The 26293-nt window shown below is 70.6% G+C and carries 23 protein-coding genes; 14 read left to right on the plus strand and 9 right to left on the minus strand.

The features are described from left to right. A partial coding sequence (locus EOE66_RS18585) for a rhamnogalacturonan lyase family protein (protein ID WP_441347003.1) occupies positions 1–1302 on the minus strand: 1302 nt, incomplete at its 3' end. 98 nt (positions 1303–1400) lie between these two features. After that, complete coding sequence (locus EOE66_RS18590) at positions 1401–4577, minus strand: TonB-dependent receptor (RefSeq protein WP_128230249.1); 3177 nt, start codon at positions 4575–4577, stop codon at positions 1401–1403. Between the two features lie 495 nt (positions 4578–5072). Between EOE66_RS18590 and EOE66_RS18595 the strand changes: the two genes are divergently transcribed. Genes EOE66_RS18595 through EOE66_RS18605 form a run of 3 tightly spaced genes read left to right on the plus strand, consistent with a single transcriptional unit; the run spans position 5073 to position 9916 of the window. Beyond that, entirely contained in the window at positions 5073–7172 is a 2100-nt protein-coding gene (locus EOE66_RS18595) for a bifunctional rhamnulose-1-phosphate aldolase/short-chain dehydrogenase (RefSeq protein ID WP_128230250.1), read from the plus strand. Positions 7173–7179: 7 nt separating this feature from the next. Then, on the plus strand, positions 7180–8475 hold the full coding sequence (rhaI, locus tag EOE66_RS18600) for an L-rhamnose catabolism isomerase (RefSeq protein WP_128230503.1): 1296 nt from the start codon (positions 7180–7182) through the stop codon (positions 8473–8475). Between the two features lie 40 nt (positions 8476–8515). After that, on the plus strand, positions 8516–9916 hold the full coding sequence (locus tag EOE66_RS18605) for an FGGY-family carbohydrate kinase (protein WP_128230251.1): 1401 nt from the start codon (positions 8516–8518) through the stop codon (positions 9914–9916). A gap of 69 nt (positions 9917–9985) precedes the next feature. On the opposite strand, the gene EOE66_RS18610 is transcribed toward EOE66_RS18605, so the two are convergent. After that, positions 9986–10873: a LysR family transcriptional regulator gene (locus tag EOE66_RS18610; RefSeq protein ID WP_205702745.1), complete on the minus strand. Its 888-nt coding sequence runs from the start codon at positions 10871–10873 to the stop codon at positions 9986–9988. A 130-nt stretch (positions 10874–11003) separates the two neighbouring features. Between EOE66_RS18610 and EOE66_RS21860 the strand changes: the two genes are divergently transcribed. From EOE66_RS21860 to EOE66_RS18630, 5 genes are all read left to right on the plus strand, one after another. Further along, on the plus strand, positions 11004–11171 hold the full coding sequence (locus EOE66_RS21860) for a hypothetical protein (protein WP_164885167.1): 168 nt from the start codon (positions 11004–11006) through the stop codon (positions 11169–11171). 208 nt (positions 11172–11379) lie between these two features. Next, positions 11380–12009, plus strand: coding sequence for a DUF2306 domain-containing protein (locus EOE66_RS18615; protein ID WP_205702746.1), 630 nt, complete (start codon positions 11380–11382; stop codon positions 12007–12009). A gap of 51 nt (positions 12010–12060) precedes the next feature. After that, on the plus strand, positions 12061–12837 hold the full coding sequence (locus EOE66_RS18620) for a GNAT family N-acetyltransferase (RefSeq protein ID WP_205702747.1): 777 nt from the start codon (positions 12061–12063) through the stop codon (positions 12835–12837). Positions 12838–12946: 109 nt separating this feature from the next. Further along, entirely contained in the window at positions 12947–13960 is a 1014-nt protein-coding gene (truD, locus tag EOE66_RS18625) for a tRNA pseudouridine(13) synthase TruD (protein WP_128230254.1), read from the plus strand. Between the two features lie 78 nt (positions 13961–14038). After that, positions 14039–15541 carry a protein adenylyltransferase SelO gene (locus tag EOE66_RS18630; RefSeq protein ID WP_205702748.1) on the plus strand — a complete coding sequence of 501 codons (1503 nt, stop codon included), beginning with the start codon at positions 14039–14041 and terminating at the stop codon, positions 15539–15541. 24 nt (positions 15542–15565) lie between these two features. Here the strand turns inward: EOE66_RS18630 and EOE66_RS18635 are convergent, their stop codons facing one another. Both EOE66_RS18635 and EOE66_RS18640 read right to left on the minus strand, forming a co-directional pair. Beyond that, positions 15566–16312, minus strand: coding sequence for a hypothetical protein (locus EOE66_RS18635; protein WP_128230255.1), 747 nt, complete (start codon positions 16310–16312; stop codon positions 15566–15568). 99 nt (positions 16313–16411) lie between these two features. Beyond that, complete coding sequence (locus tag EOE66_RS18640) at positions 16412–17191, minus strand: TOBE domain-containing protein (protein ID WP_128230256.1); 780 nt, start codon at positions 17189–17191, stop codon at positions 16412–16414. Positions 17192–17267: 76 nt separating this feature from the next. Between EOE66_RS18640 and modA the strand changes: the two genes are divergently transcribed. The 4 genes from modA (at position 17268) to EOE66_RS18660 (ending at position 20546) form a co-directional block, all read left to right on the plus strand. Next, a complete protein-coding gene (modA, locus tag EOE66_RS18645; RefSeq protein ID WP_128230257.1) occupies positions 17268–18008 on the plus strand; it encodes a molybdate ABC transporter substrate-binding protein in 741 nt (246 codons plus the stop codon). Positions 18009–18032: 24 nt separating this feature from the next. Continuing rightward, positions 18033–18716: a molybdate ABC transporter permease subunit gene (modB, locus tag EOE66_RS18650; protein WP_128230258.1), complete on the plus strand. Its 684-nt coding sequence runs from the start codon at positions 18033–18035 to the stop codon at positions 18714–18716. Further along, the gene (gene modC / locus EOE66_RS18655) at positions 18713–19819 is read left to right on the plus strand and encodes a molybdenum ABC transporter ATP-binding protein (RefSeq protein WP_128230259.1); all 1107 of its coding nucleotides are present in this window, start codon (positions 18713–18715) and stop codon (positions 19817–19819) included. Before modB ends, modC begins: the two co-directional genes overlap by 4 nt. A 121-nt stretch (positions 19820–19940) precedes the next feature. Next, positions 19941–20546, plus strand: a complete 606-nt coding sequence (locus EOE66_RS18660) for a chalcone isomerase family protein (RefSeq protein ID WP_164885168.1) — start codon at positions 19941–19943, stop codon at positions 20544–20546. 27 nt (positions 20547–20573) lie between these two features. Here EOE66_RS18660 and EOE66_RS18665 read toward each other — a convergent pair whose 3' ends face one another. The 4 genes from EOE66_RS18665 to EOE66_RS18680 are packed head-to-tail and all read right to left on the minus strand — an operon-like array spanning position 20574 to position 23236. Next, positions 20574–20873: a hypothetical protein gene (locus EOE66_RS18665; RefSeq protein ID WP_205702749.1), complete on the minus strand. Its 300-nt coding sequence runs from the start codon at positions 20871–20873 to the stop codon at positions 20574–20576. A 29-nt stretch (positions 20874–20902) separates the two neighbouring features. After that, a complete protein-coding gene (locus EOE66_RS18670) occupies positions 20903–21286 on the minus strand; it encodes a VOC family protein (RefSeq protein ID WP_128230261.1) in 384 nt (127 codons plus the stop codon). Positions 21287–21338: 52 nt separating this feature from the next. Beyond that, positions 21339–22265: a LysR family transcriptional regulator gene (locus tag EOE66_RS18675; RefSeq protein WP_128230262.1), complete on the minus strand. Its 927-nt coding sequence runs from the start codon at positions 22263–22265 to the stop codon at positions 21339–21341. A gap of 50 nt (positions 22266–22315) precedes the next feature. Further along, positions 22316–23236 (minus strand): LysR family transcriptional regulator, encoded by a 921-nt coding sequence (locus tag EOE66_RS18680; RefSeq protein WP_128230263.1) that lies wholly within the window; start codon positions 23234–23236, stop codon positions 22316–22318. Between the two features lie 215 nt (positions 23237–23451). On the opposite strand from EOE66_RS18680, the gene EOE66_RS18685 reads away from it, so the two are divergent. Both EOE66_RS18685 and EOE66_RS18690 read left to right on the plus strand, forming a co-directional pair. Further along, positions 23452–24561, plus strand: coding sequence for an FAD-dependent monooxygenase (locus tag EOE66_RS18685; RefSeq protein WP_128230264.1), 1110 nt, complete (start codon positions 23452–23454; stop codon positions 24559–24561). Between the two features lie 52 nt (positions 24562–24613). Further along, positions 24614–26275 (plus strand): DUF1302 domain-containing protein, encoded by a 1662-nt coding sequence (locus EOE66_RS18690; RefSeq protein WP_128230265.1) that lies wholly within the window; start codon positions 24614–24616, stop codon positions 26273–26275. The last annotated feature ends 18 nt before the right edge of the window (positions 26276–26293 follow it).

Consider the following 26293-nt stretch of genomic DNA (forward strand, 5'->3'; position numbering starts at 1 on the left):
GTAGCTCTTGGGGCTCTCGTGCACCATGAAGATCTGCCGGCCGGGCCGCGCGGGGTCGTGCTGGCCGACGTGCAGCGCGTCGCCGTGGCCCAGGCCGGTGCTGTAGAGCAGCTGGCCGCCGCTGCCGAGGGTGGCGGCGCCGTAGACGATGTCGTCGCGGCCATCGCCGTCCACGTCGCTGACCGCAAACCAGTGCGCCCCCTGGCCGAAGGCGGTGCGTCCTTGCGCGTCGCGCCCGGCGGGCGTGTCGGCGGCGCTGTCGTGCACCCAGCGCTGCGAGAGTTGGCCGCCGCGCCAGTCCCACGCGGCGATGACGGCGCGGGTGTAGTAGCCGCGGCTGAAGACGGCGCTGGGCCGCTGGCCGTCGAGGTAGGCCACGCCGGCCAGGAAGCGGTCGACGCGGTTGCCGTAGGTGTCGCCCCAGGCCCCCACATCGCCGCGTGCCGGGGTGTAGGGCGCGCTGGCCAGCACGGCGCCGTTGCGACCGTCGAAGACGCTGAGGAACTCGTTGCCGCGCAGCACATAGCCGCGTTCGTTGCGGTGGTCCACGCCCGCCTGGCCCAGCACGCGGCCGGTGCCGTCGACGGTGCCGTCGGCCGTGCGCACCATCAGCTCGGCACGGCCGTCGCCGTCGAAGTCGTACACCGCGAAGGGCGTGTAGTGCGCGCCCGAGCGGATGTTGGGGCCAAGGTCGATGCGCCACAGGCGCGTGCCGTCGAGGCGGTAGGCGTCGATCAGTGTGGGCGCGGTGTGGCCGGCCTGCGAGTTGTCCTTGGCGTTCGCGGGCTGCCACTTCAGCACGATCTCGTAGCGGCCGTCGCCGTCCAGGTCGGCCGGGGCGCCGTCATTGGCTTCGTAGGGCACGGGCACGCCATCGGCGCCGACGTGCGGGGGCGGCGTCTGCAGCGGCAGGCGCAGCGCGCCTTCGGGCAGCCACAGGGCGGCCTCGGGTGCGGCGCTGCGGCCGCCGGCCGTCACGGTTGTGATGCGGTAGGCCGGCGCGCTGCCCGCCGGCAGCGTTTCGGTGTCGAGGAACTGGGTCAGCGCCTGAGGCTGCGTGGTGAGCCGCCGGCCGTCGCGCTCGACGTGGAACAGCAGGTCGGACGCGTCGGTGCCCAGGGCTCGCCAGGTGAGCAGGCGCCCGCCGGCCGCGGGCAGGGCCACGGCGCCGCGGTCCAGGCGCTCGGCCTGGCGTGCGGGCGGTGCCGCGGAGGTGCTGCGCGGGGGCACCGCCGAGGGGGCTTCGCCCTCTGGCGCCCGCGGTGTCGTGCAGCCGGCCCCCACCAGCACCGCGATGGCCATGCAGCCCGGCGCCAGCCACCCCTGCCCGCTGCGGCCTGCGGGGGCCGCAGACCAGCGGCCAGCGGGAGGGGGGGCGTTGCGCACGGGGCCTCTGGCGCTCAGAGCTTGTAGGACACGCTCACGTAGTAGCGGCGGCCCGACCACGCCAGCTCGTTGGGCCGGCTGAGTTCACCGGCGTAGGTCAGTTCGGCCTGGTCGGTGAGGTTCTTGCCTTCGAAGGACAGCGTGAAGTTCTTCGTCAGGCGCAGCTGCAGCTTGGCGTCGAGGTAGCCCGTGGCGTCGCGGAAGTTGGGGTTGCCGGAGATGTCGTTGGCACCCGTGTAGTACTTGTCGCGGTGGTGGTAGGCGATGCGGGCGTTGACCATGCCCTGGTCGTACCACAGGCCCACGTTGTACGCGTTGCGCGAGAGGCCCGGGTAGGGCAGCACGCTGTCGTCCAGCGGGTTCAGCAGCTCGTTGCCCTGCGCGTACTTGAAGTTCATGCGCGTGAAGTTCACGTCCACGCCGAAGCCCTTCAGCCAGCCCGGCAGGAAGGTGAAGGCCGTGCGGCCGGCGATCTCGACGCCCGTGGTCTGCGCGCCTTCGCCGTTGATGGGCTGCGTCACGTCGTACAGGCGTCCGTCACCGAAGAAGTCGATGCCCGGGCGGCGGATGCCGGTGCGCACGTAGGTGTCGATGTCGGTGCGGAAAACGGCGGCGCTGAGCTGGGTGTCGCGGCTCGGGTAGAACTCCAGGCTCAGGTCGTACTTCGTGGCGCGGTAGGGCTTCAGGTCGGGGTTGCCGGCGGTGCAGTCGTCCACGCCGTCGCCGCCGAACTGTGCCAGCCCGCTGCCCTGGGTGCAGGTGACGTTCGGGGCCAGCAGGTTCAGCGCTGGCCGCGACATCACCTTCGCATAGCCACTGCGCAGCAGCAGACGGCCGCCCATCATCTGGAGCGTGCCGTTCAGGCTCGGCAACACGTCGGAGTAGGTGTTGTCGATGGAGACGATGGTGTTGGCGCGCACGCGGTCGGTGAAGGTGCTGCTGCCCGGCGAGCTGGCCTCGCGCACGCGGTCACTGAACAGGCCGGAGCTGGTGACGTTGGTGCGGGCGTAGCGGATGCCCAGGTTGCCGTCCAGCGGCAGCCCGGCGATCTCGGTGCCGAAGTCCAGGCGCATGTAGCCCGCCTGGATGCGCTCCTTGATGTCGAAGACCGGGATCTGCGGGTACACGTTGCCGTCGCTGCCGATGGCGCTGTAGACGTTGTCGTAGTTGAAGGCGCTGGTGTCGAAGGCGCCCGATTTGAAGGCGGCGTCGTAGCTCGGCGCCGTCCAGCTCGAGGGCAGGCCGCTGATGCCGTTGTAGCCGCCGAAGAAGGTGCCTGGCGAGCGGGTGCGCACCGACTCGATCAGCTGGCGCATCGTGGCGCCGTTGACATAGCTGGTGCGGAAGGCGCCGTTGATGAAGCTCTGCGCGTCGTTCGGGCGCTGGGCGGTGCCGGTGTAGAAGGGGTCGTACACGATCGTCTGGTTGACGTTGGCGCCGCGCACATTCACGTCGTCGGCCGTGCTGGCCAGGTTGGCGCCGCCGCTGGCCAGGTAGCCGCCGCCACCGTACTGCACCGAGCTGCCTTCGCGGCCCTGGGCGCCGAACCGCAGGCGGTTGAAGAAGCCGTCACCCAGCGTGTACTGGAAGTCGAGCTTGCCCTGGCGTTCGGTGTTGGCGGTGGAGCTCGGTCGCCATTGCAGCTGGGCCTGCACGTAGGAGCTGGCGTCGTCGGGGCTGAAGCCCGTGGGGAAGGTGAAGCGCGGCAGGCGCTGGCTGTCGAGCTGCACGATCAGGCCGGGCGCGTTCTGCGTCAGCACGATGTTGTTGCTCTGCGCCACGTAGTCCGACTTGGAGTCGACCAGCAGGCCATCGACACGCCAGCGCTCGTTGCGGAAGTTGAAGCCGGCCGTGGTGTAGGTGGAATCGATGTCCAGCGCGAAGTTGCGCGCGGCCGTGCTGAAGGCAGCCTGGCCGCCGCGGTTGGCCAGCGCGGCGCAGGTGCCCACCACGTAGCGCGTGACGTGGTGGTTCTCCAGCACCATGCCCGCGGGCGTGGCGGTGGCGCTCACGCTCGGGCAGGTGCCGCCGGAGGGCACGCCGCTGGCGTTGTAGGTGGGCAGCGTACCGGCTGCGTCCAGGCGCGAGATGGCCAGCAAGTCGGTGCCGAAGTTCATGTCGTTCAGACGCTGCTTCTGCGTGTTGACCTGGTGGCTGATGTAGGCGTCGAAGCCCTTGCTGAACTCGTACTGCAGCGTGAACTCGGCCGACGAGCGCTTGTGGTCGCGCTCCCAGATGCCGTAGCGCGCGATGCGCGGCGCATAGTCGAACCACTGGCGTTCGCAGTTGGTGCGGTTGGTCGCGTTGGCCGTGCCGGCGAAGGCCGTGGCGCAACCGGCGAAGGTCTGCACCGCGGCGAAGGCCGGGTTCAGGCTGACCACGGTCTTCTCGGGCGAGAGGTCCCAGTCGCGCAGGAAGTTCCAGGAGGTGTTGCGCGAGTAGTCGTTGCGGGTGTGCACCTCGTCGTAGACGATGTTGGCCATCAGGCCCAGCTTGTTGCCGAAGAAGCGGTCGGCCAGCAGCAGCGTGGCGCGCGGCTGCGTGCCGGTGCGCGAGGTGCTCTGCTCGGCGGCCAGGCTCACGGCGACGGTGGTCTTGTTGAAGTCCAGCGGCTTGCGCGTGCTGATCTGCACCGTGCCGCCGACACCGCCTTCCGTGAGGTCGGCGGTGCTGCCCTTGATCACGTCGATGGACTTGATCAGCTCGGCCGCGAGTTCGCGCAGCTCGGCGCCGCGGCCGGCACTGCCGTTGGTGGAGAGCACCGACGCACCGTTGATCTCCACGCGGTTGAGGTCGGGCTCCACGCCACGGATGGACACCTGCGAGCCTTCACCGAACTCGCGCGTCAGCTGCACCCCCGACACGCGTGACAGGGCCTCGCCCACGTTCTTGTCGGGGAACTGGTCGATGTCCTCAGCCACGATGCTGTCGGACACCGTGGCGGCGGTGCGCTTGCGCGCGATCGAGCCCTGGATCGAGGCCCGCGTGCCGGTCACCACCACCTGCTGCGCACCGGCAGCCGGTGCTGCGGCTGCGGCCGGGCGGGCAGCGGCGGCCGGTGCAGAGGCCGCAGCGGCCGGCCGTGGGGCGGCGGTCTGCGCGAAGGCCGTGGCGCCGATGAGCAGGCTGCTCACGGCCAGGGCGATGCAATGGGGCCGCGGGGTGCGCGCAGCGCTGGCGTGGTGGTGCATGAACGTGTCTCCGATGCGGTCGCGGCGGTGGGCTCCGCCGGTGGTGGATGAATCGCTGTCCCGCCGGCGCGGCGTCAGGCCGCGGCATCCGGTGCGGGGTGTGTCGACGCCCGCTCGGCGTCGCCCTCTCGTCGCCCGGAAATGTTCATGCAGGGGCGCTGTCTTCACGAAGCGGAGATGCCCGCGGTGTCGCGCAGCTTGCTGCACCGCGCCATGGGCCGTGCGGCGCACTCGCCTCTAGGGGTTTGCCTGCATCTCGTGCGGCCTGTCCCGCGGCGCCCTGCCTTGAACAGTCCGGGTGCTGCGCTGGGCCGCGCAGCATCGCCAAGGGCTTCGATAAGCAAAGCTAATCCTGCGAAGTAGCCGACGCGGATTGTGAGGAGGGGTCCCGGTGCCTACAGTCGCCCCGGCAACAGCGGCTCGCGCCTTCTTCCCGGGTGCCCCTGTCAGTGCCTCCTCCTGCCCCTGCCGCCGGCCCCGCGCCGCACCCCGAACATGACCGACCACCGCCCCTTCCCACTCTGGAATGCCGAACACGCCGCCGGCCTGGATGAACCCGGCCTGCTGCTCTACCGCAGCAACCTGCTCGGCTCCGACCTGCGCATCACCAACTACGGCGGCGGCAACACCTCGGCCAAGGTGAAGCAGCAAGACCCGCTCACCGGGCAGATGGTCGACGTGCTCTGGGTCAAGGGCTCGGGCGGCGACATCGGCTCGATGAAGCGCGACGGCTTCTCCACGCTCTACCTCGACAAGCTGCACGCGCTGCAGGGCCTGTACCGCGGCCTCGAACACGAAGACGAGATGGTCGGCTACCTGCCGCACTGCACCTTCAACCTGAACCCGCGCGCCGCCAGCATCGACACGCCGCTGCATTCGCAGCTGCCCTATGCGCACGTGGACCACATGCACCCCGATGCGGTGATCGCGATCGCCGCGATGGCCAACTCCGAAGAGATCACCCAGAAGGTCTTCGAGGGCACGGTCGGCTGGATGCCCTGGATGCGCCCCGGCTACGAGCTCGGCTGCCGTCTGAAGGCCTACAACGCAGCGAACCCGGGCCTGCGCGGCATCGTGCTCGGGGGCCACGGCCTCTTCAGCTGGGGCGAGACCTCGCAGAGCTGCTACGAGAACACCGTCTCGCTGATCGAGCGTGCGCAGGCCTGGCTGGCGCAGGAGCGCGCGGCGAAGAAGGCGGTGGTGTTCGGCGGCGCGCGCTTCGACGCGCTGGCCGATGAAGAGCGCCGCAGCGTGCTGGCGCGTGTGCTGCCCGTGATCCGCGGCGTGGCTTCGGCGGGCAAGCCCAAGCTGCTGCACGTCAACACGTCACCCGAGGTGATGGAGTTCGTGAACTCGGCCGACCTCGAACCGCTGGCGGCGCTGGGCACGAGCTGCCCCGACCACTTCCTGCGCACCAAGATCCGCCCGCTGGTCATCCACGAAGAGGTCTGGCGCCTGGACGGTGACGCGCTCAAGGCCAAGCTCGATCAACTGCTGGCCGCCTACCGCGCCGACTACGCCGCCTACTACGAGCGCTGCAAGCGCGCCAACAGCCCCGCGCTGCGCGACCCCAACCCGGTGGTGCTGCTGCTGCCGCGCATCGGCATGGTGACAGTGGCCGCCGACAAGGCCACGGCGCGCATCGCCGGCGAGTTCTACGTCAACGCCATCAACGTGATGCGCGAGGCCAACGCGGTCGACCAGTACGTGGGCCTGCCCGAGCAGGAGGCCTTCGACATCGAGTACTGGCTGCTGGAAGAAGCCAAGCTGCAGCGCATGCCCAAGCCGAAACCCCTGGTGGGCAAGGTGGCGCTGGTGACGGGCGGTGCCGGCGGCATCGGCCAGGCCATTGCGCGGCGCATGCTGGCCGAAGGGGCCTGCGTGGTGCTGGCCGACATCGACACCGAGGCCCTGGCCAGCGTGAGCGCCGAGCTGGCCAAGGCCCACGGCAAGGACCACGTGCGCGGCGTGAGGTGCGACGTGACCGACGAGGCGAGCGTCATTGCCGCCTTCGACACCACCAGCCTGGAATTCGGCGGTGTCGACATCCTCGTCAGCAACGCCGGCATCGCGAGCGCGGCGCCGCTGGAAGACACGAGCCTCGCGCTGTGGAACCGCAACCAGAGCATCCTGGCCACAGGCTACTTCCTGGTGGGCCGCGAGGCCTTCCGCGTGATGAAGCGCCAGCGCACGGGCGGCAACATCATCGTCGTGGCCAGCAAGAACGGCATGGTGGCCAGCAACCAGGCCACGGCCTACTGCGCGGCCAAGGCGGCCGAGATCCAGTTGAGCCGCAGCTTCGCGCTGGAGGGCGCACCGCTGGGCATCCGCAGCAACGTGGTGAACCCCGACGCCGTCATCCGCGGCAGCAAGATCTGGACGGGGCAGTGGAGCGCCGAGCGCGCCGCGGCCAACAAGATCGACGAAGGCGACCTGGAGACCTTCTACCGCGAGCGCAGCATGCTCAAGCGCAGCGTCTACCCGGAAGACATCGCCGAAGGCGTGTACTTCTTCGCCGCCGAGCAGTTGTCGGGCAAGTGCACCGGCAACATCCTCAACGTCGACGCCGGCAACCTGCCCGCGTTCACGAGGTAAGCCCATGATGACCTCACTGCCCATCGATCCGCAGCTGATTGCGGACCAGAACGCGCGCTTGGAACGCCATGTGCGCAACGACTACGAACACCTGGGCGAGCAGCTGGCCCGGCGCGACGTCGATATCGAGCGCATCGCCGCGCAGGTGGCGGCCTTCGGCGTGGCCATCCCCAGCTGGGGCGTGGGCACGGGCGGCACGCGCTTCGCGCGCTTTCCCGGCGCCGGCGAGCCGCGCGACGTGTTCGACAAGCTGCAGGATTGCGCCGTCATCCATCAGCTGGGCCGCGCCACGCCCACGGTGAGCCTGCACATCCCCTGGGACAAGTGCAGCGACTACAGCGAGCTGCGCGGCCAGGCGCAGGCCTACGGCCTGGGCTTCGACGCGATGAACAGCAACACCTTCAGCGACCAGGCGGGCCAGCCGCACAGCTACAAGTTCGGCAGCCTCACGCACACCGACGCCGGCACGCGCGCGCAGGCGGTGGCGCACAACATCGAGTGCATCGAGATCGGCAAGGCCCTGGGCAGCCAGGCGCTGACGGTGTGGGTGGGCGACGGCAGCAACTTCCCCGGCCAGCAGCACTTCCGCCGCGCTTTCGACCGTTACCTCGACAGCACACGCCAGATCGTGGCCGCGCTGCCGGCTGACTGGCGCATGTTCCTCGAGCACAAGATCTGCGAGCCGGCCTTCTACAGCACCGTCATCCAGGACTGGGGCAGCAGCTACCTGGCTGCCACCGCCTTGGGCCCGCAGGTGCAGTGCCTGGTCGACCTGGGCCACCACGCGCCCAACGTCAACATCGAGCTCATCGTGGCGCGCCTGATCGCGGCGAACAAGCTCGCCGGCTTCCACTTCAACGACAGCAAGTACGGCGACGACGACCTCGATGCCGGCAGCGTCAGCCCCTACCGCCTCTTCCTCGTGTTCAACGAACTGGTGGCCGCGGCGCACGAGGGCGTGGCCGGCTTCAACCCGGCCTACATGCTGGACCAGAGCCACAACGTCACCGACCCCATCGAGAGCCTGATCGACAGCGCCGAGCAGGTGCAGCGCACCTATGCGCAGGCCTTGCTGGTCGACCGCGCCGCGCTGGATGCCGCGCAGCAGGCCAACGACGCGCTGGCCGCCACCAAGCTGCTCAAGCGCGCCTTCCAGACCGACGTGCAGCCCCTCCTGCAGCAGGTGCGCCTGCGCGCGGGGGCGGCGGTGGACCCCATCGCCACCTACCGCGCCAGCGGCTACCGCGCCCGCGTGGGCGCCGCACGCCCGGCGCGCGCCGGCGGTGGGGGCGGCATTGTCTAGACAGGCGGCCCTGGGTGGGGGCCAGGGTCCGCTGGACCTGATGCTCGACATCGGCAAGACCCGCAGCAAGCTGCTGGTGCTGGACCGGGCCGGCCAGGTGGTGGCCCAGGCCGACCACGCCAGCGGCGCCTTGCCGGCCAGCGCGGCCTGCCCGTGGGGCGCGCTGGACACCCCCGGCATCGAAGCCTGGTTGCACGGGGCGATGGAAGCCCTGGGCCCGCTGCGCCAGCGACTGGCCCGCGTGGTCACCAGCGCGCACGGCGCGGCCTTCGCCGCGGTGGACGACCAAGGCCTTTGCTGGCCCGTGCCCGACTACGAGTTCGAGGGTTTCGACGAGCGCCCGGCCGACTGGCCGCAGCAGATCGGCGCCTTCACCGAAACGCAGAGCCCCGACCTGCCGCGCGGCCTGAACGCTGCCACGCAGTTCGACTGGCTGGAGCGCCACGCGCCCGCAACCTTCGCGCGCGGCCAGCTGCTGCCTTATGCGCAGTACTGGGCCTGGTGGCTCAGCGGCGTGGCCGCCAGCGAGGCCAGTTCGCTGGGCTGCCACACGCATTTGTGGAACCCCACCAGCGGCCAGCCTTCGCTGCTGGCGCAGCGGCGCGGCTGGGCCGGGCGCCTGGCGCCTGTGCGCCGCGCCTGGGAGGTGCTGGGCCCTGTGCGCCCGGCGCTGGCGCAGCGCCTGGGTCTGCCGCCATCGCTGCGCGTGCACACCGGCGCGCACGACAGCAACGCCTGCCTGGCGCGCTACCTGCGCAGCCACCCGCGCATGACGCTGGTGACCACGGGCACCTGGATCGTGGTGATGGCCCCGGGCGCGCCCGAGCGGCGGCTGGATGCCGAACTCGACCTGCTGGGCAATGTCTCGGTGCGGCACGAGCGGGTGCCCACCGGCCGCTTCATGGGCGGGCGTGAACTGCAGCAGCTGTGCGCCGGCGCCGAGCCCGAGCTCGCGAACGAAGCCGACCTGCAGCGCCTGCTGCAGCGCGGCGTGATGGCCTGGCCAGGCTTCGAGACCCAGGGCGGCCCCTTCCGCCAGCGGGCGGGCACCGTGGTCGACGCTCAAGGCGAGATCGCCCTGCAGGCCCTGAGCCCCAGCGAACGCGCCACGCTGGCCGCGATGTACGCCGCGCAAGTGACGGCCTGGATCATCGAACGCCTGGGTGGCCTGGGCCCCACCATCGTGGAAGGCCCCTTCTCGCGCAACCCGGTCTACACCGGCGTGCTGGCGGCGCTGCTGCCGCGCGAGGCGCTGATGGTGAGCGCCGACCCGCTGGAAGGCACGGCCCGCGGCGCCTGGATGCTGGCGCACTGGACCGAGCCTGCGGTCACCAGCCCGGCCACACAGCCGGCGGTGCCGCTGGGCGGCGCGGCGCTGACGGCGTTGCATGCGCGCTGGTGCGCGCATGCGCAGGGGCTGGTAGCGGACACCGTGAGCTGAGGGCCTGCTGCCGGCTGGTGCGGGTGGCCTGCAGGCAGCGGGTGCGCCACTTGCGTGGAAACACGGGCATCAAGACGCCAGCGCTTGCGCGATGAAGTCGAACACGGTGCGGATGCGGCGGCTGCCGCGCAACTCTCCATGGGCCACCAGCCACATCGGGCCTCGCAGCCGATCGACGCTCACGCCCAAGCGCTGAACGCGCGGCTCGGCGTCGCCGACGAAGTCCGGCATGACCGTGATCCCCAGCCCGCGCTTGACCATCTCCCATTGAACGATGCGGCTGTCCGACGTCAGCGTGAAGTTCGGCGCGGACAGGTGCAGGCCCTCGGCCTTCATCAAGGCGATGAAACCGTCGTTGGCTTCGGCGCCAATGAAGCGAGCGTGTTGCAGATCGGCGAGCCGAGACGGGTTCCCGATGCTCTTCAGGTAGCTTGGCGTCGCGTAGAAGTGGGCGACCAACTCGCCCACGCGCTTCACGATCAGATCGGGTTGCGTTGGCTCGAACAGCCGGATGGCGATGTCAGCTTCGCGTCCCTTCAAGTCGCTGGCCGTGTTGGACGCGACGATGCTCACGCTGAGCGCGGGGAACTGCTGGCCCAGTGCAGCGACGATCTCCGGCAACCGGTAGGTGGCCATGACTTCGCTGGCGCTGACACGCACACTGCCTTGAATGTCGTCCGCCCTGCCCGCGGCAGCCAGCGAGAGCCGACCGGCTGCCTCGCCCATCGCGCGCACATGGTCGACGAGTGCCGCGCCACTGGGTGTCAGCACCAGGCCCCGGCCCCGCCGCTCGAACAGCTTCAGGCCGAGTTCCCGCTCCAGTGCTGCCACTTGGCGGCCCAGGGTGGGCTGGGCCACTGCCAAGGCCTTGGCCGCGGCCGACAGGGAGCCCTGCTCTGCCGTGACGAGAAACGCCCGGGCCCGGTTCCAGTCGAATTTGACGGCCCGCCAATCCATGCGAGTTTGCATATCAGTTGGCAAATTGTGACCGAATCATATTCATTGATGCACAGATAGACTGATTCGCATGGATTCGACATGCCGTCAGACCGCTCCAGTTTCCGTGCCATCACGCTGCTTTGCGCTCTTGTTGATGCTCTTCATCGAGCTTCCTGCAGCACAAGCAAGCCCGAATGACGGCATCTTCGGCGCCTACGTTCGAGCCGAGCTTGGCATCAGCAGGTTCGCCTTGGCCGGCCCCGCCACGCGCTGCTCTTCCGATGACCGGGGCCGGGCCGGCGAGCTCTGGCGCTGACCTTGAACTTCGACCACTGCGGCGAGCTTGCGAACGCGGTCAAGGCCGAGTCCTGGGCCTTTGGGCTCCACTTCACGCTGTGAAAGACATGAACGCTCCATCCCACACAGCGCGTGGCAAAACGCCTCAGAGCGCTGACGCTGCTTCGCCCGGCCCTGCGGCGACCCCGGTGCAAGGGGGATCGGCCACAAGCACTGCAGAAGGGCTGGTGCTGGCTGGCCTGATAACGCTTTGTCTGGTGCCTGCCGTGGCAGGAGTGGCCCGCCTCGTGCAGTTGTACGTCGGCGGGGCCGTCACGCCTGAGAACGCGCGTTTCTTCGCTTCGCCCTGGCCGGTGGTACTTCACATCGTGGGGTCGCTGGCGTTTGGCGTGGGGGGCGCGCTGCAGCTTCTTCCGTCTCTGCGCCAAAGCCGCCCCGCCTTGCATCGCATGCTTGGGCGCATGCTGGTGGCTTTCGGGATGCTGTCGGCACTGTCCGGCCTGTGGATGACCCAGTTCTATCCGCCGGCAACGATGAACTTCGATGGTCCTGCGCTGCAGGTCATCAGGCTCTGTGTTGGGTTTGGCATGGTGCTGACGCTGTGGCTCGGGTATCGCGCCGCAGTGCAACGCCGGCTGGCGCAGCACCGGCGCTGGATGCTGCGCGCCTACGCGCTCGCGCTCGGGGCCGGCACGCAGGTTCTCACGCACCTGCCTTGGCTCTTGTTTCCAGCATGGCACGGCGAGACCTTGCGAGCCCTTTGCATGGCCGCTGGTTGGCTCATCAACCTTGGCGTTGCCGAGTGGGTCATCGCCAGACACCCAGGCGTCGGCCGCAGGCCGGTGCAGGCCCGGTAGAGCCAGCATCGGGGGCGGCCGCTTAGCGCCACTTTGGCCGGCGGCACCGACATGACCGACTTTGACATGCACTTCGACCCGCAGATTCCCCGTGAAACCGATGTCGCAAGCGGCTTGCCCATCGGGCCCCGGCTTGTCGCGACCGGGCCCGCGCCGCGGCCTGAGCGCATCACGCTGGAAGGACGCTACTGCCGCCTGGAGCCCTTTGATGCTTCGCGCCACGCAGAGGGTCTCTTTCAGGCCTGCACGCCCCCAGACGCGGGCGCACGCTTCCTTTACCTGTCGGAAGAGCCTCCCCGATCGGTGGCGGAGATGCACGCCTGGATGACCGACAAGGCGAAGAGCCAGGACCCGTTGTTCTTCACGGTCATCGACGCGACCCGTGGTCGGGCTCTCGGCCGTCAAGCGCTCATGCGCATCGAACCGACCCACCGCGTCATCGAGATTGGCAGCATCTACTGGGGCCCGGAGATGTCCCGTTCGCGCATCTCGACCGAGGCGCAGTACCTGTTCATGAAGTACGCGTTCGAACTTGGCTACCGTCGCTACGAATGGAAGTGCAACGCGCTGAATGCGCCATCGCGTGCCGCGGCGTTGCGCTTCGGGTTTGTCTATGAAGGCCACTTTCGCCGGGCCGCCGTGGTCAAGGGCCGCAGCCGCGACACGAGCTGGTTCTCGATCCTTGATGAGGAATGGCCAGCGCTGCAGCGGGCTTACGAGACCTGGCTCCGGCCAGCGAACTTTGATGAGGCAGGGCGGCAGCGGCAGCGGCTGTCGGCGCTGACACGCATCGCAAGCAGCGAAACGAGCGTTCAAGACGGCGCGTGAGGTTTGGAGACGGCCTTCCACGCAGGCCGAACGACAATCACCGCCCGAGCGAGCCACGCGCTGGCTGGACATCCCGTCCCCACCCACCGCTGCCGCCGTCAGTTTCCTCATGACCGACGTCCCTCCCACGACCTTGCCGAAGTGGCCCCACGCCTACCCGGCCAGCGGCGCCCACGCCACCCTCAAACACCTCCACGAGGATTTCGTCGTCACCGAGCTGCCGATGCAGCTGCCCGCCGGTGAGGGCGAACATGTGTGGCTGGATGTCGAGAAGAACGGCGCCAACACGGCCTTCGTCGCGCAGCAGCTGGCCGCTGCTGCTGGCGTGGAGGACAGGGACGTGGGTTATGCCGGCCTCAAGGACCGCCACGCCCTCACGCGCCAATGGTTCAGCCTCTACCTGCCGAAGGGCGAGACACCCGACCTGAAGCAGCTGCAGCACCCGGAGTTCAAGGTTCTCGCGCAAAGCCGCCATGTGAAGAAGCTGCGCCCCGGCGACCTGCAGGGCAACCGCTTCCGCATCGTGCTGCGCAAGGTGGTGGGTGAGCGCGCCGCGGTGGAGGCCAATCTCCAGGCCATCGCAGCGCAGGGCGTGCCCAACTACTTCGGCGCGCAGCGCTTCGGTTTCGACGGTGGCAACGTCGAGCAGGGCCGGGCCATGCTGGCGCGCGAGATCCGTGTGCGCAACCCGAAGAAGAAGGGCCTGTACCTCTCGGCGGTGCGCTCCTTCGTCTTCAACGAGGTGTTGGCACAGCGCATCCAGCAGGGGCTGTGGGGCCAGACCCTGCCCGGTGATGTGCTGGACGATGCCGGCCACCCCACCGGCCCGCTGTGGGGGCGCGGCCGGGTGGCCACCACCGAGCAGGCGCAGGCCCTGGAGAACGCCGTGGCCGGGCGCCACGCCGTCCTCTGCGACGGCATGGAGCACGCCGGCCTGGACCAGGAGCGCCGCGCGCTGGTGGTGAAGCCGGCCGAGCTGAGCTGGGCCTGGCCGCTGCCCGACCAGCTGGTGCTGGCCTTCACCCTTCCGGCAGGCGCCTACGCCACCGTGGTGCTGGACGAGATCCTCCGCACCACCGAGCCCGAGCGTCACGCAGGCGACGCGGCCGTCTCCGTGGATTGAACGGCCGGCGCGGGAGCGCACGCGCGCCGCGCCTTGCGGGCACACTGCGGGGCCGTCTTCCTCAGGCCCGGTCTGCCCATGCCCGCCTTCCGCTTCGACAACACCTACGCCCGCGAGCTGCCTGGCTTCTACACCGCGTGGCAGCCCGCGCGCGTGCCGGCGCCGCAGCCGCTGTACTTCAACGCCGCGCTGGCCGAAGAGCTGGGCCTGGACGCCACCGCGCTGCAGGGCGAGGCCGGCGCGGCGGTGTTCGCTGGCAACGTGGTGCCCGAGGGCGCCGAGCCGCTCGCGCAGGCCTACGCCGGCCACCAGTTCGGCGGCTTTTCGCCGCGCCTGGGCGATGGCCGCGCGCTGCTGCTGGGCGAGGTGATCGACAGCCACGGCCAACGCCGCGACATCGCGCTCAAGGGCTCGGGCCGCACGCCCTACTCCCGCGGCGGCGACGGCAAGGCCGCGGTGGGCCCGATGCTGCGCGAGGTGCTGATCGGCGAAGCCATGCACGCCCTGGGCATCCCCACCACGCGCGCCTTGGCCGTGGCCGCCACGGGCGAGCGTGTGCTGCGTGAGAGGCCCTGGCCCGGCGCCGTGCTGACGCGCGTGGCCGCCAGCCACCTGCGTGTGGGCACCTTCCAGTTTTTCCTGGCCGAGGGCGACTTGCCCAGGCTGCGCCAGCTGCTCGATTACGCCATCGCCCGGCACGACCCCGCACTGGCCGGCACGCCCGGCCGCGAAATGGCCTTCCTGCGCGCGGTGGCGCAGCGCCAGGCGCGGCTGATCGCGCAATGGATGAACGTGGGCTTCATCCACGGCGTGATGAACACCGACAACATGACGATCTCGGGCGAGACCATCGATTACGGCCCCTGCGCCTTCATGGAGGCCTACAGCCCCGACACCGTCTTCAGCAGCATCGACCACGGCGGCCGTTACGCCTACGGCAACCAGCCCGGCATCGCGCGCTGGAACCTGGCGCGCCTGGCCGAGACCCTGCTGCCGCTGGTGGCCGACGAAAACGACGAAGCCGCCGTGCAGCGCGTGGTGGCCGAGGCCACGGCGGTGATCGACGGCTTCCCGGTCTGGTGCGCGCAGGCGCTGCTGCAAGGGCAGCGCGCCAAGCTCGGCCTGCAGGCCACGGCCGATGACGAAGAAGACGGCCGCCTCGTCGATGCCTGGCTCGCGCTGCTGCAAAACCAGGCGGTGGATTTCACGCTCGCGTGGCGGCTGCTGGCCGACGCAGCCGAAGGCCGGCCCGAGCCGCTGCGCGACCAGTTCCGCGACCGCGCTGCGCTCGATGCGTGGCTGCAGCGCTGGCAGCAGCGCCTGGCGCAAGACCACGCCGCATTGCCCCTGCCGCCCGCCGAACGCGCTGCGGCCATGCGCCGCGTGAGCCCCTGGGTCATCCCGCGCAACCACCAGGTGGAAGCCGCACTCGCCGCGGCCACGGCGGGCGACATGGCGCCCTTCCACACGCTGCTGGCCGCGCTGCAGCGGCCCTTCGACAGCGACCCGGCGCTGGCGCCCTACGCCGTGCCGGCGCCGCTGGCAGAGACCGCGGCCTACCAGACCTTCTGCGGCACCTGAGCGCGGCCCGGGCGCGGGCCGCGCTCAGGCCAGCATCACGCCGGCGTCGTGCCACAACTGCACCGACGTGAAGTGGCTGTCGTCCATGGCGTTGTCGTGGTTGGCGCGCATCAGGCTGAGCACCTTCAGCTCGCGCGGCGAGAGCTTCAGCGAGAGGTCGGCCGGCAGCGGCACGGCCACGCCTTGCGCCCCCGGCCCGCTGGCGGCCGTGGCGCCCGTGACGGTCCATCGGAACCAGTTGGCCGACGACATCGGCCACACCCACCAATCGGCGCTGCGGCAATCGGCCACGCTGCCGTGGGTGCCGTTGTTCGTCACCCACCACATGGTCTTGCCCTTGAAGAGGCGCATCGTGCCGGGGATGGAGCCGTAAGGCCGGTACTCGGCGAAGCGCCCTGCGTCTTGCGTGGCTTCGGCGGGCGGCAGGATGCGTTCGCGGTTGCCGTAGTCGAAGGCCTTCTCGCTCACTTTCCACTTGAAGGGGGCACCGCTGCGCGGGTCGGACATCAGGTCACCGCCCCAGGCCACGCTGATCCAGCGCTTGGTGAGGGCGGCCACGGTCTCCACCTGCAGGCCCTGGTCGGGCTCGCGGTACATGATGCGCAGGTAGCGGTCCATGTACTCGTGCATCTTCACGCAGTCGGCCGACAGCGTGGAAGCCGCCGGGTTGCTGCTGAGGTGGTCTCGCAAGGCGTCGACGACGATTCGTGCAACCCCTGCATCGAATTCCGGCCTGCCGAGGTAGCGCACGCAGTTCAGGGGCGGGATCATGGCTCTTCCTCGGTCCGGCTTGGAGGTGGCGGCAGGCTACGCCAGTTCGCGGGCTGGAACCAGCGCTGGCCCCTAGCTTGTCGGCGCCTGCGCCCGCCTTCAGCCGGTGCTGGCGATGACGACGCCTGCTTCGTCGATGGCCGCCATGGCCGGCTGCCCCGCCCGCAGCCCGGCGGTGCCCGTGCTGAAGCCCACCAGGCTCAGCGGCCCGGGCAGCTGCAGTGCCACCTCGCCCCCCGTCGCCGCACGCGAGGCGCGCGACACCGTGCCCTGCAGCAGGTTGCGGCCATCGGCGGCGGCCAGTGTGGGCGCCACACGCACGGCCGTGGCCTTGCACAGCGCCAGCACTGCCAGCCCCGGGGCCAGCTGCAACAGTTGCGCACTCTCGCGCGTGATGCGGGCGTGCAGCAGCTGCCCGTCGCGCAGCGCCAGCGCCACGCGCACCTGGCCGGCCGTCTGGCGCAAGGCACTCACGGCGCAGGGCAGCTGGTTGCGCAAGCTGGTGCGCAGCGCCAGGGCCGCCAGGCCGGGCCCGCTGCGTGATTCGCCCGGGGCCAGCGCGGCCAGCACCTGCGTGCGCGCCGCGTCCAGCTGCGCCGCGGCCTGCAAGACCTGCAGGCCCGCCGCCGTGAGCTGCGCACCGCCCCCGCCGCTGCCGCCCACCGCCTTGGCCACCAGCGGCGTGCCGGCCAGGTTGGACAGCGTCTCCAGCGCCTGCCACGCGGCCTTGTAGCTCACCCCGGCCTGGCGTGCGGCCTCGGAGATGGAGCCGCATTCGCCCAGGCGGCGCAGGATGTCGATGCGCTTGTCGGTGCTGGCCTGGCCCAGCACTTCGGCCAGGGCCGGGCGGTGGCGTGAGGTGGATGAACGGCTGGGCATGGCACCGATGCTAAGCAGGCCGGGCGGCCTGCGGGCTACACTTTCGCTATTCATCGAAGGAATAGCGAGGTCTGGCATGAGGCCGTTGCTGGGGCTGGTGTTCGGTCTGCTGCTGGGCGCCGCACAGGCGGCCGAGGTGAACGTGGCCGTGGCCTCGAACTTCACCGCGCCGATGCAGAAGATCGCCGCCGAGTTCGAGCGCGACACCGGGCACCGCGCGGTGCTGTCCTTCGGCGCCACGGGCAAGTTCTACGCGCAGATCAAGAACGGTGCGCCCTTCCAGGTGCTGCTGTCGGCCGACGACGAAACGCCTGCGCGCCTGGTGCGCGAAGGTTCGGGTGTGGCGGCCTCGCAGTTCACCTACGCCATCGGCCGGCTGGTGCTTTGGAGCCGCGACGAAGGCCGGGTCGATGCGCAGGGCGCGGTGCTGAAGGGCGGCAGCTTCCGCCGCCTCGCGCTCGCAGAGCCCAAGCTCGCACCCTATGGAGCCGCGGCGATGGAGGTGCTGCAGGGGCTGGGGCTGGCGGCAAGCTTGGCACCGCGCTTCGCGCTCGGCCAGAACATCGCGCAGGCCTTCCAGTTCACCGAGACGGGCAGTGCCGAACTGGGCTTCGTCGCGATGGCACAGGTGTACGCCGAAGGCAAGCTCACGCGCGGCTCGGCCTGGGTGGTGCCGGCCTCGATGCACACGCCGATCAAGCAGGACGCGCTGCTGCTCAAGGCCGGCCAGAGCAACCCCGCGGCCACCGCGCTGCTGGCCTACCTGAAGGGCGAGAAGGCCCGCGACATCATCCGCAGCTTCGGCTACGACCTCTGACGCGCCTTCGTCACCCGCGATCGCATGCCCCTGAGCCCTGAAGCCGCACAGGCCATCCGCCTGACGCTCGAACTGGCCACCGCCACCACGCTGCTGCTGCTGCTGATCAGCACGCCGCTGGCCTGGTGGCTGGCCAACACCCGCTCGCGCTGGCGCGCGCCGGTGAACGCGTTCGTCACCCTGCCGCTGGTGCTGCCGCCCACGGTGCTGGGCTTCTACCTGCTGGTGCTGATGGGGCCCGATGGCGCGGTGGGCCGCCTTACCACCGCGCTGGGCTGGGGCACGCTGAACTTCAGCTTCACGGGCCTGCTGATCGGCTCCATCGTCTTCTCGCTGCCCTTTGCGGTGCAGCCCATCCAGCACGCCTTCGAGGCCATCGGCCCGCGGCCGATGGAAGTGGCGGCCACGCTGCGCGCGCGGCCGCTCGATGCCTTCTTCAGCGTGGCGCTGCCGCTGGCGCGGCCGGGGCTGCTCACCGCCGCCATCCTGAGCTTTGCGCACACCGTGGGCGAGTTCGGCGTGGTGCTGATGATCGGCGGCAACATCCCCGGGCAGACGCGGGTGGTCTCCACGCAGATCTACGGCCATGTGGAAGCGATGGAGTACGCGCAGGCCCATGTGCTGGCCGCCGGCATGGTGGTGCTGTCCTTCGCGGTGCTGCTGGCGCTGGCGCTGATGAAACGCCGCGTGGGCCGGGTGCTGCCATGAGCACGCCGGGCGAAGACGCGCTGCACATCCGCCTGCAGCTGCCGCGCGCCGGCTTCACGCTGGATGTCGACCTGCAGCTGCCCGGCCGCGGCATCACGGTGCTCTTCGGCGCCTCGGGTTCGGGCAAGACCACGGTGCTGCGCTGCGTGGCGGGGCTGGAGCGCGCGCCGCTGGGCCGCGTGCAGATCGGCAGCGAGGCCTGGCAGGACAGCGCCACGCGCCGCTGGCTGCCCACCTGGCAAAGACCGCTGGGCTATGTGTTCCAGGAAGCTTCTCTCTTCGAGCATCTGAGCGTGCAGCAGAACCTGCAGTTCGGCCTGCGCCGCAGCCGTTCGCCCGAGGGCGCGCGTGTGCTGGCCGAGGCCGTGCGCCTGCTCGGCATCGAGGCGCTGCTGGGCCGTGCACCGGCGCAGCTGTCAGGCGGTGAGCGCCAGCGCGTGGCCATCGCGCGGGCGCTGGCCACGCAGCCCCGCCTGCTGCTGCTGGACGAGCCGCTCGCGGCGCTGGACCACGCCCGCAAGCGCGAGATCCTGCCCTGGCTGGAGCGCCTGCGCGACGAGCTGCGCACGCCCATGCTCTACGTCACGCACTCGGCCGACGAGCTGGCGCGCCTGGCCGACCACGTGGTGCTGCTCGAAGCGGGCCGCGTGCAGGCCCAGGGGCCGGCGGCCGCGGTGCTGGCCGCGCTGGACAGCCCGGTGCTGACGGGCGACGAAACCAGCACGCTGCTGCCGGGCGAGATCGCGGAGCGCGATGAGCGCTGGCATCTGGCGCGCGTGGACTTTGCCGGTGGCAGCCTGTGGCTGCGCGATGCCGGCCTGCCCGTGGGCCGGCGCGTGCGGCTGCGTGTGCTGGCGCGCGATGTGAGCCTGGCCACCGAGCCGCCGCAGGGCACCAGCATCCAGAACCAGCTGCCCTGCGTGATCGCCGCCATGGGCCCCGACAGCCACCCGTCGCAAGTGCTGGTGCAGGCGCAGGTGGACGCGGGCGGCGCCCAGAGCTTGCTGCTGGCCCGCGTGACCGCGCGCGCGGCCGACGCGCTGGGCCTGCAGGCGGGGCAGCGCGCGTGGCTGCAGGTGAAGTCGGTGGCCTTGCTGCAGTAGCGGCGGCTCACCCTTCTTGGGGTCACGCACAGGCCCTGATCGCTGGCGCGGCCTTGCTATCGTTTCAGTGCACCCGAAGAAGCCGCGCCCGCGGCCCACAACAACGCTGGAGGAGTTCGCCTTGCCCCACCCCGCACGCCCCGCCGTGGCCGCCCGCCGCGCCTTGCTCGTCACTCTCGGCCTGGCCTTCGGTGTGCCCGGTGCCCTGCGCCCGGCGGCGGCCGCCAGCATCGAGCCCGCGGCCACGGTCGGCGGCACTGCGCTGCTGCTGCACGGCCGCGGCCTGCGCACGCGTTTCGGTTTCAGGGTCTACGAAATGGCGCTGTACACCGCGCAGAAGGTGACCACGCCCGAAGCGCTGCTGGCGCTGCCGGGCCCCAAGCGGCTGTTCTTCATCGCCCAGCGCGAGCTGCCGGGCACCGAGCTCGGCCGCCTCTTCCTGCGCGGCATGAGTGACAACGCCACGCCGCAGCAGATGAACCGCCACACGCTGGCCAGCACACGCCTGATCGACGTGTTCTCGGGCCGGGCGAAGATGATGCCGGGCGAGACCTTCGCCATGGATTTCGAGCCCGGCAAGGGCACCACCTTCTACATTCAGGGCCAGGCCCAGGGCGCGCCGGTGGGCGACGACGAGTTCTTCCGCCTCGTGCTGGGCATCTGGTTCGGCAAGGATCCGGTGGACAGCGGCTTGCGCGACGCCTTGCTGGGCCGCGGACGCGACTGAGCGTCCCCACCGCGGCCCCGGCTCCGCTCAGTGGAAGATGCCCACAGCCGCTTCCACCCACACCAGCAGGAAAGCCAGCACGATGGCACCGCCCAGCATCAGGCGGTGCTTCGGGCTGCGCACCCAGCGCGCCACCGCCTCACCGGCCAGGCCCGCCACCAGCAGCATGGTGCCGAAGGCGAGGAAGTCGGCTGCGTCCCAGCGAATCTCGGCGGTGAACTGCATCAACACGGCTGGCAGCAGCAACAGCAGGGCTGCGCTGCCCCAGGCCATCAGGCGCCAGGGCCGGCGGTGCTGCGGCCCAGGGGGCTGGGTTTCCAGGTGCATGGTCGGGCTCCGGGGGTGGGCAGGGATCTTCAGGCCTTCGGCAGCCGGTACATCGCGCAGAGCTTGTGTCCGTCCAGGTCGCGCAGGTAGGCGAGATACAGCTTGCCGGCCGTGCCTTCGCGCACGCCGGGCGGGTCTTCGCAGGTCGTGCCGCCGGCCGCGATGCCGGCCGCGTGCCAGGCCTGCACCTCGGCTTCGGACTGCGCGGCAAAGCCGATGGTGCTGCCGTTGGCCACGGTGGCCGGTTCGCCGTTGATGGGCTGCGTCACCGAGAAGATGCCCGTGGGCGTGCGCCAGAAGACGCGATGGCGGTCGACGAAGCCCGGCTTCACGCCCAGGGTGCCGAGCAGGCTGTCGTAGAAGGCCTTGGCCTTGGGCAGGTCGTTGGTGCCGATCATCAGGTGCGAAAACATCGTTCGTCGTCTCCAGGGTGGCGGCGCGGTTGCGCCGTGGTGCCAGGGATTCTCAGGCCGAGAAGGGCCCCAGCTGGCAGGCCGCGGCCTGCGTGCCGTGGGCCAGGATGTGGTCGCGCAGCAGGCGCTGCGTGGCCGAGAGCGGCGTGTCGCGGCGCGTGAGCACGCACCAGTCGAGCTGCTTGGGCGTTTCCACCACGTCCAGCACCACCAGGCGGCCGGCGGCCAGCTCGCTCTGGAAGGTGTGGGCCGAGGCGAAGCTGATGCCCATGCCGGCCATCACCGCGGCCTTGATGGCCTCGGGGCCCTGCAGCTCGACGTCGGCGCGCACCTGCAGGCGCTGCATCTGCAGCAGGTGTTCCAGGAAGGCGCGCGTGGCCGAGCCGGCCTCGCGCAGGATGAAGGTGTCGTCGCGCAGCGCGGCCCAGGGCAGGGCGTGCTGGCCGGCCAGCCGGTGGTCGGGCGCGGCGATGACGCAGTGCGGGTGGCGCGCAAAGACCTCGGCCTCCACCTCGGCCTCGGCCGGCGGGTAGCCGCCGATCAGCAGGTCGATCTGGCGCTCGGCCAGCATCATCAGCAGGTGGTCGCGCCGGCCCTGGCTGAGCTTCAGGCGCAGCTCGGGGTGCTGGCGCCGGAAGGCGGCCAGCAGCCGCGGCACGAAGTACTGCCCGGGCGAGACCACGCCCACGTGCAGCTGGCCGCGGAACTGGCCCTGCAGCGTGCTCAGTGCATCCTCGGCCACGCTCACCTGCGCCAGGATCACGCGGCAGTGGCGCAGCAGCTCGGCACCGGCGTCACTCAAGCGGATGGGGCGGGCCTGGGTGTCGAAGAGCCGCGTGCCGAGCTCGTCTTCCAGCTGGCGGATCTGCTGCGACACCGCGCTCTGCGTCATGCCCATCAGTTCACCGGCGCGCGAGAAGCTGCCGGTGGTGGCGGCGGCTTCGAAGACACGCAGGCCACGCAGCGTGAGGTTGCGCATCGGGGGTACTGCTCGAAAGGGGTGAGGGGTGGGCCGCGCAGGATAGCGGCTCAGCCGGCCTCCCCATCCATCGCACGGGCAGCGCGGTGCAGCAGCTTGCGCAGCCACACCAGGCCGGGGTCCTGCGTGCGGTACTTGTGCCACTGCAGGCCCTGCTCCATGGCCGGCATGGGCAGCGGCGGCGCCCGCAGCTCGATCGGGAAGGCCGCCTGCATCTGCAGCGCCAGGCGCTTGTGCACGGTGGCGATGAAATCGGTGCCCACCACCATCGGCGGCAAGGACGAGAAGCCGTAGCTCGTCACGGCCACCTGGCGCGTGATGCCGTAGCGCTTGACGAACCAGGCCTCGAAGGAATCGCCCACCGAGCCCGGGGGCTGCATCACCACGTGCCGCGCGGCCACGTAGCGATCGAAGCTGAGTTCGCCGCGCGCCAGGGCGCTGTCGCGCCACACCACGCAGGTGAACTCTTCGTCGTAGAGCTTCTCTTCCGGGTGGTCGGGCGAGACGAAGCCGCGCGGAATGATGAGCAGGTCGGCCTCGCCGCGCTCCAGGCTGCGCTGCGGGTTGCTCACCTGCGGCAGGAACTCGAAACGCGCGCTGCAGCGTTCGGCCTGGGCCAGGGCCAGCACGTGCGGCACGAAGACCATCTGCGTGTAGTCGGAGACGAAGACGCGGAAGACACGGTCGGATTGCGCCGGCTGGAACTCGGGCTGGATGGCGATGGCGCTGTCCACGCGCACCAGCACGTCGCGCACCGCTTCATGCAGGCCCTGCGCGCGCGGCGTGGGCTCCATGCGGCGGCCCACCTGCACGAGCAGTTCGTCGTCGAAGTACTCGCGCAGCCGCGCCAGCGCATTGCTGGTGGCCGAGGGGCTCAGGTTCAGGCGCTCGGCCGCCTTGGTGATGCTGCACTCGGTGAGCAGGGCGTCCAGCGCCACCAGCAGGTTCAGGTCAAGGCGGTTGAAGCGCATGGGGTTCGCCCGGAGGCTTGGGGGTTAACCCGAAAAGTCTTCACGGCATCGAATCGTCGAATGGATACAAGCCATTTTTCATGAGGCTTGGATCTCCGTAGTCTCTGGCTTACCCGATCCCCACACACCTACGGAGACAAGGAATGGCCCCGCGCCAAGCCTCAGGCGAACTCACGCCCGCGATTTCTCAAACCCCGCTGCGGGTGGCCTGAAACATGGCCGCCGTGCAGCGTGTGGGCATCGTCGGCGCCGGCCTCACCGGGCTGGCTGCGGCCGTGGCCGCGGCACGCGCGGGCTGCCAGGTGCAGGTGTTCGAGGCCCGGGCGCAGATCGCCCAGCCGGCCGCGCACATCGACGTGGTGCCCAACCTGCTGCGTGAACTGGCCGGCCTGGGCCTGGCCGAGGCCTGCGTGCGCCAGGGCTTCCCCTTCCACAGCTGCGTGCTCATCGACAGCGAAGGCCGCCAGCGCGACGAACTGCCCGCCCCGCACCTGGCCGGCCCGCCCTGGCCGCCCACGCTGGGGCTGGTGCTGGCTGACCTGCTGGCCCTGTTGCGCGATGCCGCGCTGGCGCTGGGGGTGCAGCTGCACCTGGGCCGCCCGGTGCGCGCCGTGGACGGCGATGCCACCGTGCACACCGAAGACGGCCGCTGCCACGCTTTCGACCTGGGCATCGTGGCGGCCGGCAACGGCCTGCCCACGATGGCCGGCCGCGCCACCGCGCCAGTGCCGGCCGAAACGCTGCCCCAGCAGTGGTGCCACTGCCTGCTGCCGCGCCCCGTGACCCTGGCCGGTGCCGCGTGGGTGCTGTGCCGCGCGGTCGGCGGGCTGATGCGCGCCGCGCTGGTGCCGGTGGACGCGCGCCGCGTGGGGCTGGCGCTGTTGCTGCCGGCCGAGGCCGAGACCCACCCGGCTGCCTTGCGCGCACGGCTGGCCGGTGAGTGCGCGCTGCTGCGCGGCCTGGGTGCGCAGCTGCACGACGGCACGCCCGTGCACACGCGCCGTGTGTCCGCGGGCCTGCTGCCCGGCCGCTGGTACGCCGGCGCGGCGCTGCGCATCGGCCGCAGTGCGCACCGCCTGCCGCCGCACTTCGGCCAGGGCGCCGCGCAGGCCGTGGAGGACGCCTGCGTGCTGGGCGCGCTGCTGCGCAGCGGCCTGGCGGCACGCGCACTGGGCCCGGCCTTCATGGCGCGCCGCCAGCCGCGCGTGCAACAGGTGCTGCAGGTGGCGCTGCAGGCCGCGCGCTGGCAGCTCCAGCCCGAAGCCGGCACCGACCTGCGCGCGCTCGCCGAGACCCTGCAACCGCTGGTGGCCGAGCCGGCCTGAACCCCGGCCCCAGCCCCAGCCCGAGCCTGAACAACAACCCCGAAGGAGACCGATGAACACCTTGCTGAAACCCGCCGCCCGCCGGCGCACCTTGCTGGCTGTGGCCGCGCTGGCCGCCTGCCAGGCCCAGGCTTTCGAGATCGACACCGGCGACAGCGGCCTGAAGCTGCGCTGGGACAACACCGTCAAGTACAGCAGCATGGCGCGGCTGGAGAAAGCCTCGCCCGGGCTCTCGCGCACGGTGTTCGGCCCCACTGGCGTGGTGGGCCCGAACAACGGCAACCAGGACGACGGCAACAACAACTTCAGCCGCGGCATCGTCAGCAACCGGCTCGACCTGCTGAGCGAGCTGGACGCCGCCTACGGCAACTTCGGCGCCCGCGTGAGTGCCGCGGCCTGGTACGACGCCGTCTACAACCGCGGCAACCAGAACCAGACCACCAGCGCCAACAACACGCCGCGCAACGAGTTCGCGCCCGAGACGCGCCAGCTCATGGGCCGCAAGGCCGAGTTCCTGGACGCCTTCGTCTTCGGCCGCTTCGAGCTGGGCGACAAGCCCGCCACGGTGCGCCTGGGCCGCCACTCGCTGCTGTGGGGCGAGAGCCTGTTCTTCGGCGCCAACGGCATCGCCGGCGGCATGGCGCCACTGGACCTCATCAAGCTGCAGTCGGTGCCCAACGCCACCTTCAAGGAAGTGGCGCGGCCCACGGGCAAGCTCTCGGGCCAGGTGCAGCTCACGCCCGAGCTCACGCTGGGCGCTTACCTCGCCTACGAGTGGCAGAAGACGCGGCTGATGCCCGCCGGCGCCTACCTCTCGGGCAGCGACACCCTGGGCCCGGGTGCGCAGCGCATCAACGCCGGCCCCACGGGCGTGTTCCAGCGCCAGCCCGACCTGGAAGCCAGCAACAGCGGCCAGGGCGGCGTGCAGCTGCGCTGGCGCGTGGACGCGCTGGACACCGACCTCGGCTTCTACGCCATCCGCTACCACGCCACCGGCCCCAGCAACATCTGGAACACGCTCAACGGCCGCCCGCCGGCCGTCACGGCCAACAGTTACCGCTGGGTCTACCACGAGGGCATCGAGGCCTACGGGGTGAGCTTCGCCAAGACGGTGGGCGAGTGGGGCCTGGCCGGTGAAGCCTCGTACCGGCGCAACACGCCGCTGGCGAGCTCGGGGCAATCGGTCATCCCGGCCATCGGCGTGGGCGTGGCCTTCGACAACCGAGACAACCCGGGCTACGCCGTGGGCGAGACGGCGCACCTGCAGTTGTCGTGGATCGCGAGCCTGGGGCCGAGCTTCCTGTCGAAGGAGGCCAGCTTCGTCGGCGAGATCGCCTGGAACCAGCGCGCCAAGGTGACCAAGAACCCGCAGATGCTCAACCCGAACGCCGACAAGACGGCCACGGCGCTGCGCATGGTGTTCTCGCCCAGCTACCGCCAGGTGCTGCCCGGCCTGGACCTGAGCCCCAGCGTGGGCCTGGGCTACGCCTGGGGCAAGTCTGCCGCCGTGGGCCCCGCCTTCGGCGTGGACAAGGGCGGCGATTTCAGCCTGGGCCTGGGCGCCGTCTACCTGGGCAGCTGGAACGCGAACCTGAACTTCGTTCGCTACCTCGGCCCCGAGGGCCCGACCCTGGACAACAGCAACAACGCCCAGTTCAAGCAGGCGCTGAAGGACCGCAACTTCGTGACCTTCTCGCTGCGCACCACCTTCTGAGACCTGGAGACAAGCACC

Origin of the sequence: Rubrivivax rivuli (genome assembly GCF_004016505.1) — a bacterium.
Lineage (GTDB): Bacteria > Pseudomonadota > Gammaproteobacteria > Burkholderiales > Burkholderiaceae_C > Rubrivivax > Rubrivivax rivuli.

What these genes read in the sequence shown, in the direction of transcription:
- EOE66_RS18590 (WP_128230249.1), bottom strand. Translation starts at nt 4,577, where the DNA reads ATGCACCACCACGCCAGCGCTGCGCGCACCCCGCGGCCCCATTGCATC.
- EOE66_RS18595 (WP_128230250.1), top strand. Translation starts at nt 5,073, where the DNA reads ATGACCGACCACCGCCCCTTCCCACTCTGGAATGCCGAACACGCCGCC.
- rhaI (WP_128230503.1), top strand. Translation starts at nt 7,180, where the DNA reads ATGACCTCACTGCCCATCGATCCGCAGCTGATTGCGGACCAGAACGCG.
- EOE66_RS18605 (WP_128230251.1), top strand. Translation starts at nt 8,516, where the DNA reads ATGCTCGACATCGGCAAGACCCGCAGCAAGCTGCTGGTGCTGGACCGG.
- EOE66_RS18610 (WP_205702745.1), bottom strand. Translation starts at nt 10,873, where the DNA reads ATGGATTGGCGGGCCGTCAAATTCGACTGGAACCGGGCCCGGGCGTTT.
- EOE66_RS18620 (WP_205702747.1), top strand. Translation starts at nt 12,061, where the DNA reads ATGACCGACTTTGACATGCACTTCGACCCGCAGATTCCCCGTGAAACC.
- truD (WP_128230254.1), top strand. Translation starts at nt 12,947, where the DNA reads ATGACCGACGTCCCTCCCACGACCTTGCCGAAGTGGCCCCACGCCTAC.
- EOE66_RS18630 (WP_205702748.1), top strand. Translation starts at nt 14,039, where the DNA reads ATGCCCGCCTTCCGCTTCGACAACACCTACGCCCGCGAGCTGCCTGGC.
- EOE66_RS18635 (WP_128230255.1), bottom strand. Translation starts at nt 16,312, where the DNA reads ATGATCCCGCCCCTGAACTGCGTGCGCTACCTCGGCAGGCCGGAATTC.
- EOE66_RS18640 (WP_128230256.1), bottom strand. Translation starts at nt 17,191, where the DNA reads ATGCCCAGCCGTTCATCCACCTCACGCCACCGCCCGGCCCTGGCCGAA.
- modA (WP_128230257.1), top strand. Translation starts at nt 17,268, where the DNA reads ATGAGGCCGTTGCTGGGGCTGGTGTTCGGTCTGCTGCTGGGCGCCGCA.
- modB (WP_128230258.1), top strand. Translation starts at nt 18,033, where the DNA reads ATGCCCCTGAGCCCTGAAGCCGCACAGGCCATCCGCCTGACGCTCGAA.
- modC (WP_128230259.1), top strand. Translation starts at nt 18,713, where the DNA reads ATGAGCACGCCGGGCGAAGACGCGCTGCACATCCGCCTGCAGCTGCCG.
- EOE66_RS18665 (WP_205702749.1), bottom strand. Translation starts at nt 20,873, where the DNA reads ATGCACCTGGAAACCCAGCCCCCTGGGCCGCAGCACCGCCGGCCCTGG.
- EOE66_RS18670 (WP_128230261.1), bottom strand. Translation starts at nt 21,286, where the DNA reads ATGTTTTCGCACCTGATGATCGGCACCAACGACCTGCCCAAGGCCAAG.
- EOE66_RS18675 (WP_128230262.1), bottom strand. Translation starts at nt 22,265, where the DNA reads ATGCGCAACCTCACGCTGCGTGGCCTGCGTGTCTTCGAAGCCGCCGCC.
- EOE66_RS18680 (WP_128230263.1), bottom strand. Translation starts at nt 23,236, where the DNA reads ATGCGCTTCAACCGCCTTGACCTGAACCTGCTGGTGGCGCTGGACGCC.
- EOE66_RS18685 (WP_128230264.1), top strand. Translation starts at nt 23,452, where the DNA reads ATGGCCGCCGTGCAGCGTGTGGGCATCGTCGGCGCCGGCCTCACCGGG.
- EOE66_RS18690 (WP_128230265.1), top strand. Translation starts at nt 24,614, where the DNA reads ATGAACACCTTGCTGAAACCCGCCGCCCGCCGGCGCACCTTGCTGGCT.